Annotated in this window: 15 protein-coding genes; 6 read left to right on the top strand and 9 right to left on the bottom strand. The window is 64.1% G+C overall.

Features of this window, described 5'->3' with window-relative positions; translation table 11 throughout:
• Window positions 1-75: 75 nt before the first annotated feature.
• The gene (gene cobS, locus DXH78_RS03865) at window positions 76-1,062 is read right to left on the bottom strand and encodes a cobaltochelatase subunit CobS (protein ID WP_115515819.1); all 987 of its coding nucleotides are present in this window, start codon (window positions 1,060-1,062) and stop codon (window positions 76-78) included.
• Window positions 1,063-1,237: 175 nt separating this feature from the next.
• Window positions 1,238-1,837, bottom strand: coding sequence for a J domain-containing protein (locus DXH78_RS03870; RefSeq protein ID WP_115515820.1), 600 nt, complete (start codon window positions 1,835-1,837; stop codon window positions 1,238-1,240).
• A 110-nt stretch (window positions 1,838-1,947) separates the two neighbouring features.
• On the opposite strand from DXH78_RS03870, the gene DXH78_RS03875 reads away from it, so the two are divergent.
• Window positions 1,948-2,220, top strand: coding sequence for a BolA family protein (locus DXH78_RS03875; protein ID WP_115515821.1), 273 nt, complete (start codon window positions 1,948-1,950; stop codon window positions 2,218-2,220).
• A gap of 12 nt (window positions 2,221-2,232) precedes the next feature.
• Here the strand turns inward: DXH78_RS03875 and DXH78_RS03880 are convergent, their stop codons facing one another.
• From DXH78_RS03880 to DXH78_RS03890, 3 genes are read right to left on the bottom strand one after another with little or no spacing between them, the layout of a single operon-like run.
• The gene (locus DXH78_RS03880; RefSeq protein WP_115515822.1) at window positions 2,233-3,558 is read right to left on the bottom strand and encodes a hemolysin family protein; all 1,326 of its coding nucleotides are present in this window, start codon (window positions 3,556-3,558) and stop codon (window positions 2,233-2,235) included.
• A complete protein-coding gene (gene aroB, locus DXH78_RS03885; protein ID WP_115515823.1) occupies window positions 3,555-4,688 on the bottom strand; it encodes a 3-dehydroquinate synthase in 1,134 nt (377 codons plus the stop codon). Before aroB ends, DXH78_RS03880 begins: the two co-directional genes overlap by 4 nt.
• Window positions 4,685-5,284 (bottom strand): shikimate kinase, encoded by a 600-nt coding sequence (locus DXH78_RS03890; RefSeq protein ID WP_115515824.1) that lies wholly within the window; start codon window positions 5,282-5,284, stop codon window positions 4,685-4,687. Before DXH78_RS03890 ends, aroB begins: the two co-directional genes overlap by 4 nt.
• A gap of 160 nt (window positions 5,285-5,444) precedes the next feature.
• On the opposite strand from DXH78_RS03890, the gene DXH78_RS03895 reads away from it, so the two are divergent.
• Window positions 5,445-5,597 carry a histidine kinase gene (locus DXH78_RS03895; protein ID WP_115515825.1) on the top strand — a complete coding sequence of 51 codons (153 nt, stop codon included), beginning with the start codon at window positions 5,445-5,447 and terminating at the stop codon, window positions 5,595-5,597.
• A gap of 33 nt (window positions 5,598-5,630) precedes the next feature.
• The gene (locus tag DXH78_RS03900) at window positions 5,631-6,578 is read left to right on the top strand and encodes a site-specific tyrosine recombinase XerD (protein ID WP_115515826.1); all 948 of its coding nucleotides are present in this window, start codon (window positions 5,631-5,633) and stop codon (window positions 6,576-6,578) included.
• A 109-nt stretch (window positions 6,579-6,687) separates the two neighbouring features.
• Here DXH78_RS03900 and DXH78_RS03905 read toward each other — a convergent pair whose 3' ends face one another.
• Complete coding sequence (locus tag DXH78_RS03905) at window positions 6,688-7,641, bottom strand: cupin-like domain-containing protein (protein ID WP_115515827.1); 954 nt, start codon at window positions 7,639-7,641, stop codon at window positions 6,688-6,690.
• Window positions 7,638-8,867: a GNAT family N-acetyltransferase gene (locus DXH78_RS03910; RefSeq protein WP_168192696.1), complete on the bottom strand. Its 1,230-nt coding sequence runs from the start codon at window positions 8,865-8,867 to the stop codon at window positions 7,638-7,640. The genes DXH78_RS03905 and DXH78_RS03910 overlap by 4 nt, the downstream gene beginning before the upstream one ends.
• A 252-nt stretch (window positions 8,868-9,119) precedes the next feature.
• Between DXH78_RS03910 and DXH78_RS03915 the strand changes: the two genes are divergently transcribed.
• From DXH78_RS03915 to DXH78_RS03925, 3 genes are all read left to right on the top strand, one after another.
• Window positions 9,120-10,088 (top strand): acetyl-CoA carboxylase carboxyltransferase subunit alpha, encoded by a 969-nt coding sequence (locus DXH78_RS03915; protein WP_115515829.1) that lies wholly within the window; start codon window positions 9,120-9,122, stop codon window positions 10,086-10,088.
• Between the two features lie 181 nt (window positions 10,089-10,269).
• Window positions 10,270-11,790, top strand: a complete 1,521-nt coding sequence (locus DXH78_RS03920) for a L,D-transpeptidase family protein (protein ID WP_245416725.1) — start codon at window positions 10,270-10,272, stop codon at window positions 11,788-11,790.
• Window positions 11,791-11,862: 72 nt separating this feature from the next.
• Window positions 11,863-12,117 (top strand): GIY-YIG nuclease family protein, encoded by a 255-nt coding sequence (locus tag DXH78_RS03925; protein WP_115515831.1) that lies wholly within the window; start codon window positions 11,863-11,865, stop codon window positions 12,115-12,117.
• A 9-nt stretch (window positions 12,118-12,126) separates the two neighbouring features.
• Here DXH78_RS03925 and DXH78_RS03930 read toward each other — a convergent pair whose 3' ends face one another.
• Window positions 12,127-12,390, bottom strand: coding sequence for a hypothetical protein (locus tag DXH78_RS03930; RefSeq protein ID WP_115515832.1), 264 nt, complete (start codon window positions 12,388-12,390; stop codon window positions 12,127-12,129).
• Between the two features lie 67 nt (window positions 12,391-12,457).
• A complete protein-coding gene (locus DXH78_RS03935) occupies window positions 12,458-12,862 on the bottom strand; it encodes a YccF domain-containing protein (RefSeq protein ID WP_115515833.1) in 405 nt (134 codons plus the stop codon).
• Window positions 12,863-12,903: the final 41 nt, after the last annotated feature.

The raw sequence follows: 12,903 nt of genomic DNA on the forward strand, positions 1-12,903 counted from the left end.
AATCCAGAAACTTGCTCCTGAGTATCGATCTGGATTCCGGGCTCGCGAGCTTCGCTCGCGCCCCGGAATGACAGATTACGACAACGCCACGTTGACCGAGCTTTCGGGCAACTCGATGCCGAAGCAGCGCTGATAGAACTCGGCAACGATCGGACGCTCGAGTTCGTCGCACTTGTTGAGGAAGGTGAGCCGGAATGCGAAGCCGACGTCCTTGAAGATGTCGGCGTTTTCCGCCCAGGTGATCACCGTGCGCGGGCTCATGACGGTGGATAGATCGCCGTTCATGAAGGCGTTGCGCGTCAGGTCGGCGACGCGCACCATCTTGCTGACGATGTCGCGGCCCTTCTCGTTCTGATAGTGCTTGGCCTTGGCCAGCACGATCTCGACTTCGTTGTCATGCGGCAGATAGTTCAGCGTCGTCACCAGATTCCAGCGGTCCATCTGCGCCTGGTTGATCTGCTGCGTGCCGTGATAGAGGCCCGACGTATCGCCAAGTCCGATGGTGTTCGCGGTGGCGAACAACCTGAACGCCGGATGCGGCTTGATCACGCGGCTCTGGTCGAGCAGCGTCAGGCGGCCGGAGGATTCCAGCACGCGCTGAATGACGAACATCACGTCCGGACGGCCGGCGTCATATTCGTCAAAGCACAGCGCCACGTTGTTCTGGTAGGCCCAGGGAAGAATGCCATCGCGGAATTCGGTGACCTGCTGGCCGTCCTTGAGGACGATGGCATCCTTGCCGATCAGATCGATACGGCTGATGTGGCTGTCGAGGTTGACGCGCACCATCGGCCAGTTCAGTCGCGCCGCGACCTGCTCGATATGGGTCGATTTGCCGGTGCCGTGATAGCCGGTGACGATGACGCGGCGGTTCCTGGAAAAACCGGCGAGAATGGCAAGCGTGGTCGGACGGTCGAAACGGTAGTCCGGGTCGACATCGGGGACGTGGTCGTCCGTCTCGGAATAGGCCGGGACCTCCATGTCGCTGTCGATGCCGAAGAGCTGCCGCACCGAGACCTTCAGGTCGGGCAGCTTGGGGGATTCTTGAACTGCGGTAGCCATTGCTTCTCCGTGGCCCCGGAACGGCGCGGGGCCGCACTATCTCGCCGGGATGAGGCTATTTCGGGATTGTGACGGCTCACGCTACCAGAAAGCCGCCCGGTAGCGAAAGCGCTCCCCGGGCATAGCGCAAATGCCAAATGATTTCAGCTCTTTAGACGGGAAATCCGGACGGGCCTCAGCCCATACCGACCGACTTGAGATATTTGTAGGCCTGAATGATTTCAATCAGGCGATCCTCGGTCGAACGGTCGCCGCCATTGGCGTCGGGATGGTGGCGCTTCACCAGGTCCTTGTAGCGGGCCGACACCTGGGCCGGTGTGGCGCTGACTTCGAGACTCAACGCCTCGAAAGCCTTGCGCTCGGCATTGCGGATGACGCGAGTCTCGACCTTGGCTTTCTGTTCCGCGCGCGCGCCGTCGCCAAACAGGCCAAAGGGATCGCCCTCGCCGCCGAGCGCGCCGAGACCGGGCTTGGCGCGGGTTTTCTTGCCGGTGCCCATTTTCCAGGTCGGACGATGGCCGGTAAGCGCGTCCTTCTGATAGGCGAGCACGGCATCGTCGGCCATGCCGGCGAAGAAATTGTAGTTCTGGTTATAATCGCGGGCGTGCTTGAGGCAGTACTGCCAATAGCCGGACGAGTTCGGTCCTTTCGGCGCCTTGTTGGTCGCCTTTTCCTTGCAACCGGGCCACTGACAAGCAGGACCGTCGTTCTTGAGACGACGATCCTTGTCCGGCTTGACGCGAATGCTGTCAAAAATCGAAGACGGGTTTTTCATGACCGGACGTTATGCGCTTATTCCAACAATGCCCGCAAGTCTTGACAGGGACATGGCACGGTCGATTCGACGGCATTGACCGAGGCCACGCAGTTTCCTAACTGCGTCATATGAACACTGCAGACCTGATTGCGAAAAAGCTGACCGAAGCCCTGGTTCCGGACAGCCTGAAAGTGGTGGATGAATCTCACCAGCACGAAGGCCATGCCGGCCATCGCCCGGGCGGCGAGACGCATTTCAGGGTGTATATCGTGGCTCCGGCCTTCGCCGGCAAGACCCGTGTCGACCGGCACCGCCTGATCAATTCCATCCTTTCGGATGAGTTAAAAGGCGGCGTCCACGCGCTCGCCATTCACGCCCAGGCGCCGGGGGAAGCGCAGTAGAGCGCGCGGCCGCTATTTCTCTTTTGCGCCGGCAGACGCCCTTGGCAGCGGCTGGATGCGCAGCGCCGTGATGCGGTTACGCGCGCGGCGCAGCACCCTGAAGCGGAAGCCGTGGAAGGTGAAGGTCTGCCCGACCTCCGGGATCGCTCGCGCTTCATGGATGACGAGACCGGCGATGGTGGTCGCCTCCTCGTCCGGCAGGTCCCAGCCCATGAAACGATTGAGATCGCGGATCGGCACGGCGCCATCGACATTGACCGAACCGTCAGGCTGACGGCGCACACCGGGTATGGCAACGTCGTGCTCGTCGGTGATGTCGCCGACGATTTCTTCCAGAATATCCTCGAGCGTGACGAGGCCTTCGACCTCGCCATATTCATCGACCACCAGCGCGAACGGCGTCTTGCGCCGGCGGAACGCCTTGAGCTGTTCCGCCACCGGTCGCGTCTCCGGCACGAACCACGGCTGCGTCAGCAGCGCCGGAATATCGACCTTGGCGGCATCGCCTTCGAGGGCATGCAGCGCGCGCAACAGATCCTTCACATGCAGAATACCGATAATGTTCTCCGGATTGCCGCGCCATAGCGGCAGGCGCGTGACCGGCGAAGCGATCACCGTGTTGACGATATCTTCCGGCTTCTGGTCGGCATCCACCGTGATCATGTTGGTGCGATGAACCATGACATCGGACACTTCGAGCTCACCGACGCGAAACACATTCTGGATGTACTCGGCCTGGCCCTCTTCGAGCTTGCCGTACTCGGCCGAGGTGGCCACCAGACCTTCGAGCTCGACGTCGCTGAGGACTTCATGCGGCAAGGCTTCCTTGACGCCAAGCAGGCGCAGGATCCAGGCCGACACCGAATTCAGCATCCAGTTCAACGGATAGAATGCGATGAAGGAAATGTAGAGTGGATAGGCGACCCACAGCGACACCGGCTCCGGCTCGCGGATCGCCAAGGTCTTCGGCACCTGCTCGCCGATGACGATGTGCAGCGATGAGAACAACAGAAAGCCGACGATAAAGGCCGTGAAATGCACGGCTTTGTCGGGCATCCCCAGCGGCTCGAGCACCGGCGTGAGCAGAGCCGCAACGGTCGGCTCGCCGACCCAGCCGAGGCCGAGCGAGGCCATGGTAATGCCGAGCTGACAGCAGGCGAGATAGGCTTCGATATGGCCGAGGATGTGCTTGACCAGCCGCGCGCCGAAAAGGTTTTCAGCGACCATGGCGTCGATGCGGAAGCCGCGGCTCTTCACCAGCGCGAATTCGGCGGCGACATAAAAGGCGTTGGCAGCGAGCAGCAGAAACGCCAGCAGCAGATTGAGGGTCGCGCTCATGAACCGCGCTTCTCGGCGAGGAAGGCCCGAATGGCGGCGGGATCGACGTCATTGGCAACGAAAGCCTGACCGACGCCGCGCACCAGAATGAAGGTGAGCTTGCCGCGCTTCACTTTCTTGTCTTGCGCGATCAGCTCCATGAGCCTGTCAACGTCCGGTACGCCGCCCTGTACGTCGTTTATTTTGGTCGGCAGGCCGGCCTCGGCAAGGTGTGCGCGCACCCGCGACACGCTGTTGCCGCCGAGCAGACCCTGTCGCTCCGAGAATTCAAAGGCCAGCACGCAGCCGAGCGCCACCGCCTCGCCGTGCAGCAGGCGCTGGGAGTAGCCGGCGCCGGCCTCGAAGGCATGACCGAAGGTGTGGCCGAGATTGAGCAGCGCGCGGTCGCCGGTCTCGCGCTCGTCGCGCGCGACGATGGCCGCCTTGGCGCGGCACGACACGGCAATGGCGTGCTCGCGCGCCGCCCCGCCAGCATAAACATCACGCCAGTTGGTCTCCAGCCAGGTGAAGAAGTCGGCATCGCCGAGCAGACCGTATTTGGCGACCTCGGCATAGCCGGCGCGGAACTCGCGCTCCGGCAGCGTGTCGAGCACCGCCGTATCGGCGATGACGAGAATGGGCTGGTGAAACGCGCCGATCAGATTCTTGCCGTGGCGCGAATTGATGCCGGTTTTGCCGCCGACCGATGAGTCGACCATCGCCAGCAGCGAGGTCGGCACCTGCACGAAATCGAGGCCGCGCCGCACGCTGGCCGCCGCAAAGCCCGCAAGATCGCCGATGACGCCGCCGCCCAGCGCAACGACGAGATCGTTACGCTCGATGCGCGCAGCGATGATCGCCTCGCAGACCGTCTCGAAATTCTTGTAGCTCTTGGAGCCCTCACCCGGGGCGACCACGATCGGCGTCGCTTCGATGCCGCTGGCCGTCAGAATGGCGGTGACATTGTCGAGATGCGCGCGCGCCACATTCTCGTCCGTGAGAATGGCAACGCGCGCGCCCGGCCGCAGCGCCTTGATGCGCGCACCGAGCGTCTCGATTGTATCGCGGCCGATGACGATGTCATAGGCGCGCTCGCCGAGCGCGACCGGCACGATGGTTTCCGTTGCAGGCTGACGCTGCGGCGCGATCATTGCGTCGGCTCCGGGAGTTCGAGGTGCTTCGGCAGCGCGGCGATGATGTCGTCGACGATCACGTCATGCGGCTCGTCGCGCGACTGCACGGTTATGTCGGACATGGCATAGATCGGTTCGCGCAGCGGCAACAGCTCCTTGAGGCGGTCGGCCAGCGGGCGGTCGCCGGTGCCGCGCTTCTTGGTGCGCTTGGTGAGAATGTCGAGATCGGCCTTGAGCCAGATCGAAATGCCCTTGATGTGAATGAGATCGCGCGTACGCGGATCCATCACCGCGCCGCCGCCGGTCGCCAGCACCTGCGGACCCTGATCGAGCAGGCGGGCGATGACGCGGGCCTCGCCGGCGCGGAAATAGGGTTCGCCATGAAGAGCGAAGATTTCCGGAATGGTCATGCCGGCCGCCGTTTCGATTTCGGTATCGGCATCGATAAAGTTCAGCCCCAGCCGGGTCGCCAGCCGGCGGCCGACCGAGGATTTGCCGGCCCCCATCATGCCGACCAGCACCAGCGAGCGCACGCCCAGCGCAGCCACGATCGCCGCCCGGAGAGCGGGATCGAGCACGCCTTCGGCGGCTTTCTGGACGGTGGTATTAACCATGATAGGGTTTCCGGACCGGCGTAACGGTTCCATATAACAATTATTGCTCAACTGCGACTGTCTCGGTGGCGGGAGGGCTGCCGGGTTTATGGTTGCCTTGGGCCGGGAACCGTGGTCGTAGGGCGTTAAGACAGAACCTTGATTCGAGCCGGGTAGCGCAATGCCGAGCCTGTTCCGATTCCTTGTCATCGTCGGGATGATCGCCGCCCTGGGCTATGTCGGCGTGTTCGCGCTCGCCAATTTCGTCAAGCTGCAGCCACGCGAAATGGTCGTCACCGTGCCGCAGGACAAGTTCTTCAAGCAGCCGAAGTGAGCCTGGGCCCGAGGGCCAAGGCCGGACATTGACATGGCCAAAGCGCGCCAGACCGACGACACCCTGATCGAGTTGTTTCTCGACATGCAGGCGGCCGAACGCGGCGCCGGCGAGAATACGCTGTCGGCCTATCGCAACGACCTTGCCGATCTGTCGTCTTATTTGCGCGCCTCCGGTTCCTCGGTGGCCAATGCGGACACCGACGCGCTGCGCGGGTTCCTCAAGAGCCTCGACGACCGCGGCTTTGCTGCATCCTCGCTGGCACGGCGGCTGTCGGCAACGCGGCAGCTCTATCGTTTCCTTTATGCCGAAGGAAAACGCGGCGACGATCCGGCCGCGGTGCTGGAAGGTCCCAAGCGCGGCAAGACGCTGCCGAAGGTCCTCTCCATCGCCGACGTCGATACAATGCTAACGCAGGCGCGCGCCAATGCCGAGAATGCCGAGCAACCGAAGCCGGCCCGGCTGCGCGCGGCGCGGCTGTTGTGTCTGCTCGAAGTCGTCTACGCGACCGGCCTGCGCGTTTCCGAACTCGTCGCCCTGCCCGCCTCCGCCGCGCGGCCGCAACAACAGATGCTGGTCGTACGCGGCAAGGGCAACAAGGAGCGACTGGTGCCGCTGAACGCCGCGGCCAAGCGCGCCATGGCGGAGTATCTCGCGCTGCGCAGCGAGGCCGGCAAGGAAGCAAGCTCGAAGTGGCTGTTTCCGTCGTTCGGCGAACAGGGCCACATCACGCGGCAGCATTTCGCGCGCGAGCTGAAAGCGCTGGGCGCGGCCTGCGGCATCTCGCCGGCGCAGCTATCGCCGCATGTGCTGCGTCATGCCTTCGCCAGCCATCTGCTGCACAATGGCGCCGACCTGCGCATCGTGCAGACCCTGCTCGGCCATGCCGACATCTCGACGACGCAGATCTATACGCATGTACTGGAAGAGCGGCTGAAGTCGCTGGTGCGCGACCTGCATCCGCTGGGCGACGACTCCTGACCTTCATCACCCGCTAAAGCGGATAGTGAAGGTCATCGCAGAGATCCGATGTCTGCGCAGGGATTGCTGGCTCGTCCGCTTGCACGGCTTGCTTGTCTCGTGAAGCCGCTTACGCGGCTTGCTTGGCCTTCATGTAGTAATTGGCGTCGCGGCCGAGCACGAGCTTGCGGATCAGCGCACGCATGGCGAGGCTCTTGCGCAGCGGATCGACCACCGCCTTGACCGAGCGGAAGAGCGCCAGCTTCACAGTGTCGAGCGCCGGATTGCGGCCGGGCGCGGCCTGCGGGAAACCGAAACGGCGCAGCAGCGAGTTGACGACGAAGATGTCGTTCTTGCGCATTACCGCCTTGGTCTTCCAGGTCACCGCCATCGAGATCGAATATTGCGACCCGGTGCGCACCCAGTGCGGCCACAGATACGGCACGAACACGCCGTCCCCGGCATTCAGCGAATAGCATTTCGACTTCTGCTCGAAATCGGCGCTGTAAGTGACGTTGCGGTGCTTGGTGAGCGAATGCTCGATGGCATCGTCGCTGACCACCGAACCGTCGCGGTTGTCGCAGATGGTGAAGAATTTTTCGCCATGGATGTGAACAAAGATGTTGTCCTCGGCATCGACATGGAACGGCGTCGTGGCATTCGGCGACGACACGAACATGAAGCCGCGGAGATCCTCGAAGCCGGCCTCTTCAAGATCGGCGTGACCATGCGCGCGGGCGAGCGCATTGAGGCAATCCTCGATCACCGCACGATAGGCCGGATGCTGCTCGACGCGCTTGAGCACCATCCAGGCGCCGGCGGTCTCGATGCTGCGCACCACCTGTTCCGGATCGAGATCGATGAACTTGGTCTGGCTGGCGTCCTGGCCGATGGCGGCATCGCCGGAATTGTACTCGATGGAGTCGGCCGGCAGATGGCGCACCAGATCGATGATGTTCGGCAGCGTGAACAGCGGATTGCCGGCAAGATGGTGACGCAGCGAGAACGGCTGCATCGGGAAGTTGGCGGCGAAGGCGGACTGGTCGACCGGTTCGATGGCGGCGACGGCACTCATCGGGTTCATCCTTTCAGCTTACGAAGACGGTGATAGAGCGAGCGAGCGGCGGCCCGCAGCACGCGGCGCGCATCGATGGCGCCGGCAAGAACCTTGAACGCGAAGGCGTTGCCGCCGACCGGCAGCAGCAAATCGGCGATCGGCTGGCGGTCGCGCCAGATGTGGTCGATCATCGGATGATTGGCGACGGCGGTTGAATCGACGCTGTCGACTGCTTCGTCGACGCACATGGCGCGCGTGATATCGAGCGTGAGCTGCACGCCGGGCGACATCTTGGCGAAGGTCTCGTCATAGGCGATCTTGAAGAAGTAGGCGCGCCGCGCGTTGCGCAGCAGCACACCCGCGGCGACCACCTTGTCGCCGGCCACCAGCGTCACGATCTGCGCGGCGCCGTCGCGCACCATCGCCGGCAAAGCTTCTTTCATGAAAGCGATGTCGCCTTCCTTCGCGGCCAGTGCGGTGCCGGCCGCGCCTTTCCAGCCGGCGGCCTCAAGCACCAGAAATTGCTCCAGCGCGGCCTCGGCTTCCGCGCCGGGCGCCGCTATGCGGAAGGCCACGTCGCCGAGATCGGCCAGACGATTGCGCTGGCGGCGCAACTCCTTGAGCTTCTTCGCGCCGAGCGCGGCAACTGCATCGTCATCGCTTTGCGTGGCGTCGAGACGGGCGCGCTCATGCGCGTTGAAGACGCGCGGTGCGACAACGAATGGTTCGACCGCACGGCGCAGGGCCGCCGCCACCGGGCCGTCCTGCGCCATCGCCGGCAGCAGCACGGCATGGGAGCCGGCCTTGCGCGCGGCCGCGACTAGCGTTCGTGCGGCGACATCCGGCTGGTCGCGATCGAGGAGCGGAGTCGTCAGCGGCGCATAAGCGTACCAGCCGACGAAAACGGGAATGGGCAAGCGCAGGCAATTCCAGGCCGGCGCTACCAGCATCACCCCGATCAGGCGACGCTTGGCCGGACTGTCCCAGGCCAGCAGCGCGCGCATGCCGATCTGGCCTTTGACATGGCGCGCCACAGCGCGTGCCCAGGCCGGATGATAGAAAGCATTGGATTCGATTGCGCGGGCGGCAAGCCCGGCCCATGCGGCTTGCGGCACGGCCAGAACATCGACGACTTCGGAAATGGCTTGCTCGCCGCGCGCCAGATCACCGTACGTGCCGCGCTCACGCGCCACGGCCGCACGCGCACCGGCGATCCAGCCCTGCACATTCTGACGAGTATCGACGACCGACATCACGCTCCCCGCGTCCCTGTGCCGGGACCGTGCGCGGAACGCCGTTAAAGCCGTGGTAAAGCAACCGCAGAAAGTCGGGGATTGGGCGATCTGGGTTAAGGCCCGGTGATCCGGACCCATGGTATTCGCGGCGAAACATTAAGGATTCAGAGGGCATTATCCCTGTCGCTTGACTAACGCCCCACTATGGGTCAGTTGGCCCCGGCGACCGGCCCACCGGTATTCCCGATTTTTAGCAATTGCCCGAGCCTCATGCGTAGTTATCTCGACTTCGAAAAACCGGTGGCCGAACTGGAGGCCAAGGTCGAGGAATTGCGCGCCATGGCGGCCACCGACAACGCCGTCTCGGTGACGGAGGAGATCGGCCGCCTTGAGAGCAAAGCCGCGCAAGCGCTCAAAGAGCTCTATGGCGAGCTGACGCCGTGGCAGAAGACGCAGGTTGCGCGCCACCCGCAGCGGCCGCATTGCCTCGACTATGTCAGAGGCCTCATCACCGACTTTGTGCCGCTCGCCGGCGACCGCAAATTCGGCGATGACGCCGCGATCATTGCCGGCTTCGGCCGCTTCCGCGGCGACAGCATTTGCATTCTCGGCCACGAGAAGGGCAGCGACACCGAAAGTCGCCTCAAGCACAACTTCGGCATGGCGCGTCCCGAAGGCTACCGCAAGGCCGTGCGGCTGATGGAAATGGCCGACCGCTTCGGCATTCCTGTGTTGTCGCTGGTCGATACGGCCGGCGCCTATCCCGGCATCGGCGCGGAAGAGCGCGGCCAGGCCGAAGCGATCGCGCGCTCAACCGATGTGTGTCTCGGTCTTGGCGTGCCGAATGTTGCGGTCATTCTCGGCGAAGGCGGCTCGGGCGGCGCCATCGCGCTGGCCACCGCCAACAAAGTGCTGATGCTCGAGCACGCCATCTACAGTGTCATCTCGCCGGAAGGCGCCGCCTCGATCCTGTGGCGCGATTCCACCAAGGCGCAGGACGCCGCCACCAACATGAAGATCACCGCCCAGGATATGATTCGCTTCGGCGTCATCGATCAGATCATCACCGAGCCGACCGGCGGTGCCCACCGGGACCCGGGCGAGACCATCGCCAGCGCGGGCGACGCCATTGCGGCCGCCTTTGCCGACCTCAAGGGGCTCGGCCGCGACGCTGTTCGCAAGGCCCGCCGCGACAAATTCCTGGCCATCGGCCGCCTGCCGGCCAAAACCGCCGGCTAAAGGGTTAACGGGCCGCCTCACCCCCGCAGCCCGCGGTCGCAGACCCGGTTTGCCCCGTTTTAGGCAAGATTTACCATAGGGTTAGCCGGGAGCGCTGCCGCAGGGGATTGCCTTGCGGATGCCATATCTTATGGATAACGATAGCGTCACAGGGGCTCTTCCTCCCGGGGAGTATCGCGTTTTGAGAGCACGCACCGTCCGCGCCGTGTTGGCGTCCGCTGCAGTTGTGGCGGCGATCGCGCTTGCCGGTTGCAATGCCGATATGGTGCCGAATGGCCGCGCCCAGGCGCCGCTGTCGGAAAAGATGCTGTCCGAAATCACCGCCAAGAACATGGACAAGGAATCGCCGATCCTCGTCCGCATCTTCAAGGAAGAATCCGAACTCGAGGTCTGGAAGCAGACCCGCGACGGCGAATACGCGCTGCTCAAGAGCTATCCGGTTTGCCGCTGGTCAGGCGATCTCGGCCCGAAGAAGAAGGAAGGCGACCGCCAGGCGCCGGAAGGCTTCTATACGATCACGCCGGGTCAGATGAACCCGAACTCCAGCTACTACCTCGCCTTCAACACCGGCTTCCCGAACGCCTATGACCGGTCGCACGGTTACACGGGCTCGGAGTTGATGGTGCATGGCGATTGCTCGTCGCGCGGCTGCTACGCGATGACCGATGAGCAGATCCAGGAAATCTACGCGCTGGCCCGCGAGTCGTTCTTCGGCGGCCAGAAGGCGTTTCAGCTGCAGGCCTTCCCGTTCCGCATGACGGCGCTGAACATGGCCAAGCATCGCAACAGCCCGCACTTTGCGTTCTGGAAGATGCTCAAGGAAGGCTACGACAATTTCGAAGCAAGCAAGCAGGAGCCCAAGGTCGCGGTCTGCGAGAAGAAATACGTCTTCGATCCCGCCGCGACGGACGACAAGCCGCTCAAGTTCAACGCCGCCGGCAAATGCCCGGTCTATCAGCTCGACCAGAACATCGCCGACGCCGTGCTTGATCACCGCCGCAAGGAACAGGTCCAGATGGCGCAGTACATTGCGCAGGGCGTCGCCACGGCAACGCCGCGTCATGGCATTGATGGCGGCATGAACCCCGTGTTCGCCGAGAAGCTGGGCGCGCAGGATGGCTACGACAGCAAGGGCCGCCCGATCCAGGTCGCCGCTGCGCCGGGCTCGCTGCCCCGCGGCGACGATAAGCCGGCCCCTGCGACCATCGTGTCCGTGCCTCGCGCGCCGCAGACCCAGCCTGAACCCGCGCAAGTTCAGCTTGCCAGCGTACCGGTGCCGCAGCCGGCGCCCCTGCCAAAGGCCGGCGAAGCGCCGGTGCAATCCGCCTCGATCGGTGGCCTGATCGGAAATCTGTTTGGCAATTCCGGTACCGCCGATACGTCGGCGCAGGTTCAGGTCCCGCCGCCGGCCCCGAGCAATGCCGCACCTGCGGCCCGCACAACGGCTCGGCCGTTGACCCGCACCGCCAATGTCGCTCCCGTTAGCCCGCCGGCGAAGCCGAAGGCCGTCGCCGCTGCACCGGCAGCCGCCTCGCCGCGTGTGGCTCAGGCAGAGCCCAGCGCTGCAGCGGCCGAACCGGCGCCCCAGCTCCGCACCGCCTTCTCGGCGCAACCGGCAAACAGCGGCGGCGTACTGACCGGCGCTCAGCCGGTCATGCCCGTGGGGTCATTCGATCAGCGCTGGTCCGGCGGCGTTCGCTGATCGATCTCTCGCCTTGTGGACTCCTCGCGCGCCCGGCTTGAACGCCGGGCCCGGGCTGCGAGATTGCTATTCATGGATTGCTTCGTCTACGTCCTCGGGTGTCGCAGCGGCGGCCGCGCGCTGACTTATGTCGGCTGGACGCATGACATCGAACGACGGCTCGCCCAGCACAACACCGGCAAGGGCGCGCGCTCGACCCGCGGCCGCACCTGGCAATTACTGCATTCGGAATGTTTCGCCACCAAGACGGAAGCCATGAGCCGGGAGTGGCATCTCAAGCGCGAACGCGCCTTCCGCAAGGAACTGGCGCAGCGGATCCTTGGCTAATCGCCGCGGCTAGTTGGGACGGCCTTCGTCGGCAGCCGCTGCCATCGCGCGCGTGAGGTCGACGAGATCGCCTTCAACTTCGCTCAGCCGCTCGGTCAGCGTGAGGTAGCGCTGGGTCGAAGCGCCGTCGGCCGCCCACGCGCCGACACGACGCGCCGCCTCGGGCTGCTCGGCCATGTCGGCGATGAGGCCATCGATCGCGGCCTCAAGCTCGTCGCGTTCCTTCACCAGCGTGTTGAAACGGGCGACGCGGTCTTCGGATTTCTTGCTCATCGCTTTGCTATCGCAATCGTGTCGTCATTAGCCGCCTTATCTAGGCGGGAAACGGCCGCAATCCAAGTCACGCCGGAACGATGACCTTGCCGATCGGCCACAAGGCCAGGCCCGCCAGTTTCAGGTGAGCCCAGGCAAAGGGGATTCCGATGATGGTGACAGCAAGCAGAAGCGCCGTCAGCAGATGTCCGAGAGCCAGCCACCAGCCGGCCAGCACGAACCAGATGATGTTGCCAAGAAAGCCGAGGGTCCCGGTGCCGATGTCGTCCCGGCCGAAATATTCATCGCGCGGCACCGCGCGCTGTCCGAACGGCAGCAGCGTGTAGGCGGCGATGGTGAAAGCCGCCCTGGCCCATGGCAGGCCAATGATGGTGATCGCCATAATCACGGCGGCAATCGCCCAGCCGACGGCCATCCAGAAGCCGCCGAACACGATCCAGAGCAGATTGAACAGCAGCGAAAACGGTCCCAAGGCAAGTCTCCCGCGCGGGCATGACGCCAAGTCCATGTAGC

Origin of the sequence: Undibacter mobilis (assembly GCF_003367195.1) — a bacterium.
Lineage (GTDB): Bacteria > Pseudomonadota > Alphaproteobacteria > Rhizobiales > Xanthobacteraceae > Pseudolabrys > Pseudolabrys mobilis.

What these genes read in the sequence shown, in the direction of transcription:
- cobS (WP_115515819.1), bottom strand. Translation starts at nt 1,062, where the DNA reads ATGGCTACCGCAGTTCAAGAATCCCCCAAGCTGCCCGACCTGAAGGTC.
- DXH78_RS03870 (WP_115515820.1), bottom strand. Translation starts at nt 1,837, where the DNA reads ATGAAAAACCCGTCTTCGATTTTTGACAGCATTCGCGTCAAGCCGGAC.
- DXH78_RS03875 (WP_115515821.1), top strand. Translation starts at nt 1,948, where the DNA reads ATGAACACTGCAGACCTGATTGCGAAAAAGCTGACCGAAGCCCTGGTT.
- DXH78_RS03880 (WP_115515822.1), bottom strand. Translation starts at nt 3,558, where the DNA reads ATGAGCGCGACCCTCAATCTGCTGCTGGCGTTTCTGCTGCTCGCTGCC.
- aroB (WP_115515823.1), bottom strand. Translation starts at nt 4,688, where the DNA reads ATGATCGCGCCGCAGCGTCAGCCTGCAACGGAAACCATCGTGCCGGTC.
- DXH78_RS03890 (WP_115515824.1), bottom strand. Translation starts at nt 5,284, where the DNA reads ATGGTTAATACCACCGTCCAGAAAGCCGCCGAAGGCGTGCTCGATCCC.
- DXH78_RS03895 (WP_115515825.1), top strand. Translation starts at nt 5,445, where the DNA reads ATGCCGAGCCTGTTCCGATTCCTTGTCATCGTCGGGATGATCGCCGCC.
- DXH78_RS03900 (WP_115515826.1), top strand. Translation starts at nt 5,631, where the DNA reads ATGGCCAAAGCGCGCCAGACCGACGACACCCTGATCGAGTTGTTTCTC.
- DXH78_RS03905 (WP_115515827.1), bottom strand. Translation starts at nt 7,641, where the DNA reads ATGAACCCGATGAGTGCCGTCGCCGCCATCGAACCGGTCGACCAGTCC.
- DXH78_RS03910 (WP_168192696.1), bottom strand. Translation starts at nt 8,867, where the DNA reads ATGTCGGTCGTCGATACTCGTCAGAATGTGCAGGGCTGGATCGCCGGT.
- DXH78_RS03915 (WP_115515829.1), top strand. Translation starts at nt 9,120, where the DNA reads ATGCGTAGTTATCTCGACTTCGAAAAACCGGTGGCCGAACTGGAGGCC.
- DXH78_RS03925 (WP_115515831.1), top strand. Translation starts at nt 11,863, where the DNA reads ATGGATTGCTTCGTCTACGTCCTCGGGTGTCGCAGCGGCGGCCGCGCG.
- DXH78_RS03930 (WP_115515832.1), bottom strand. Translation starts at nt 12,390, where the DNA reads ATGAGCAAGAAATCCGAAGACCGCGTCGCCCGTTTCAACACGCTGGTG.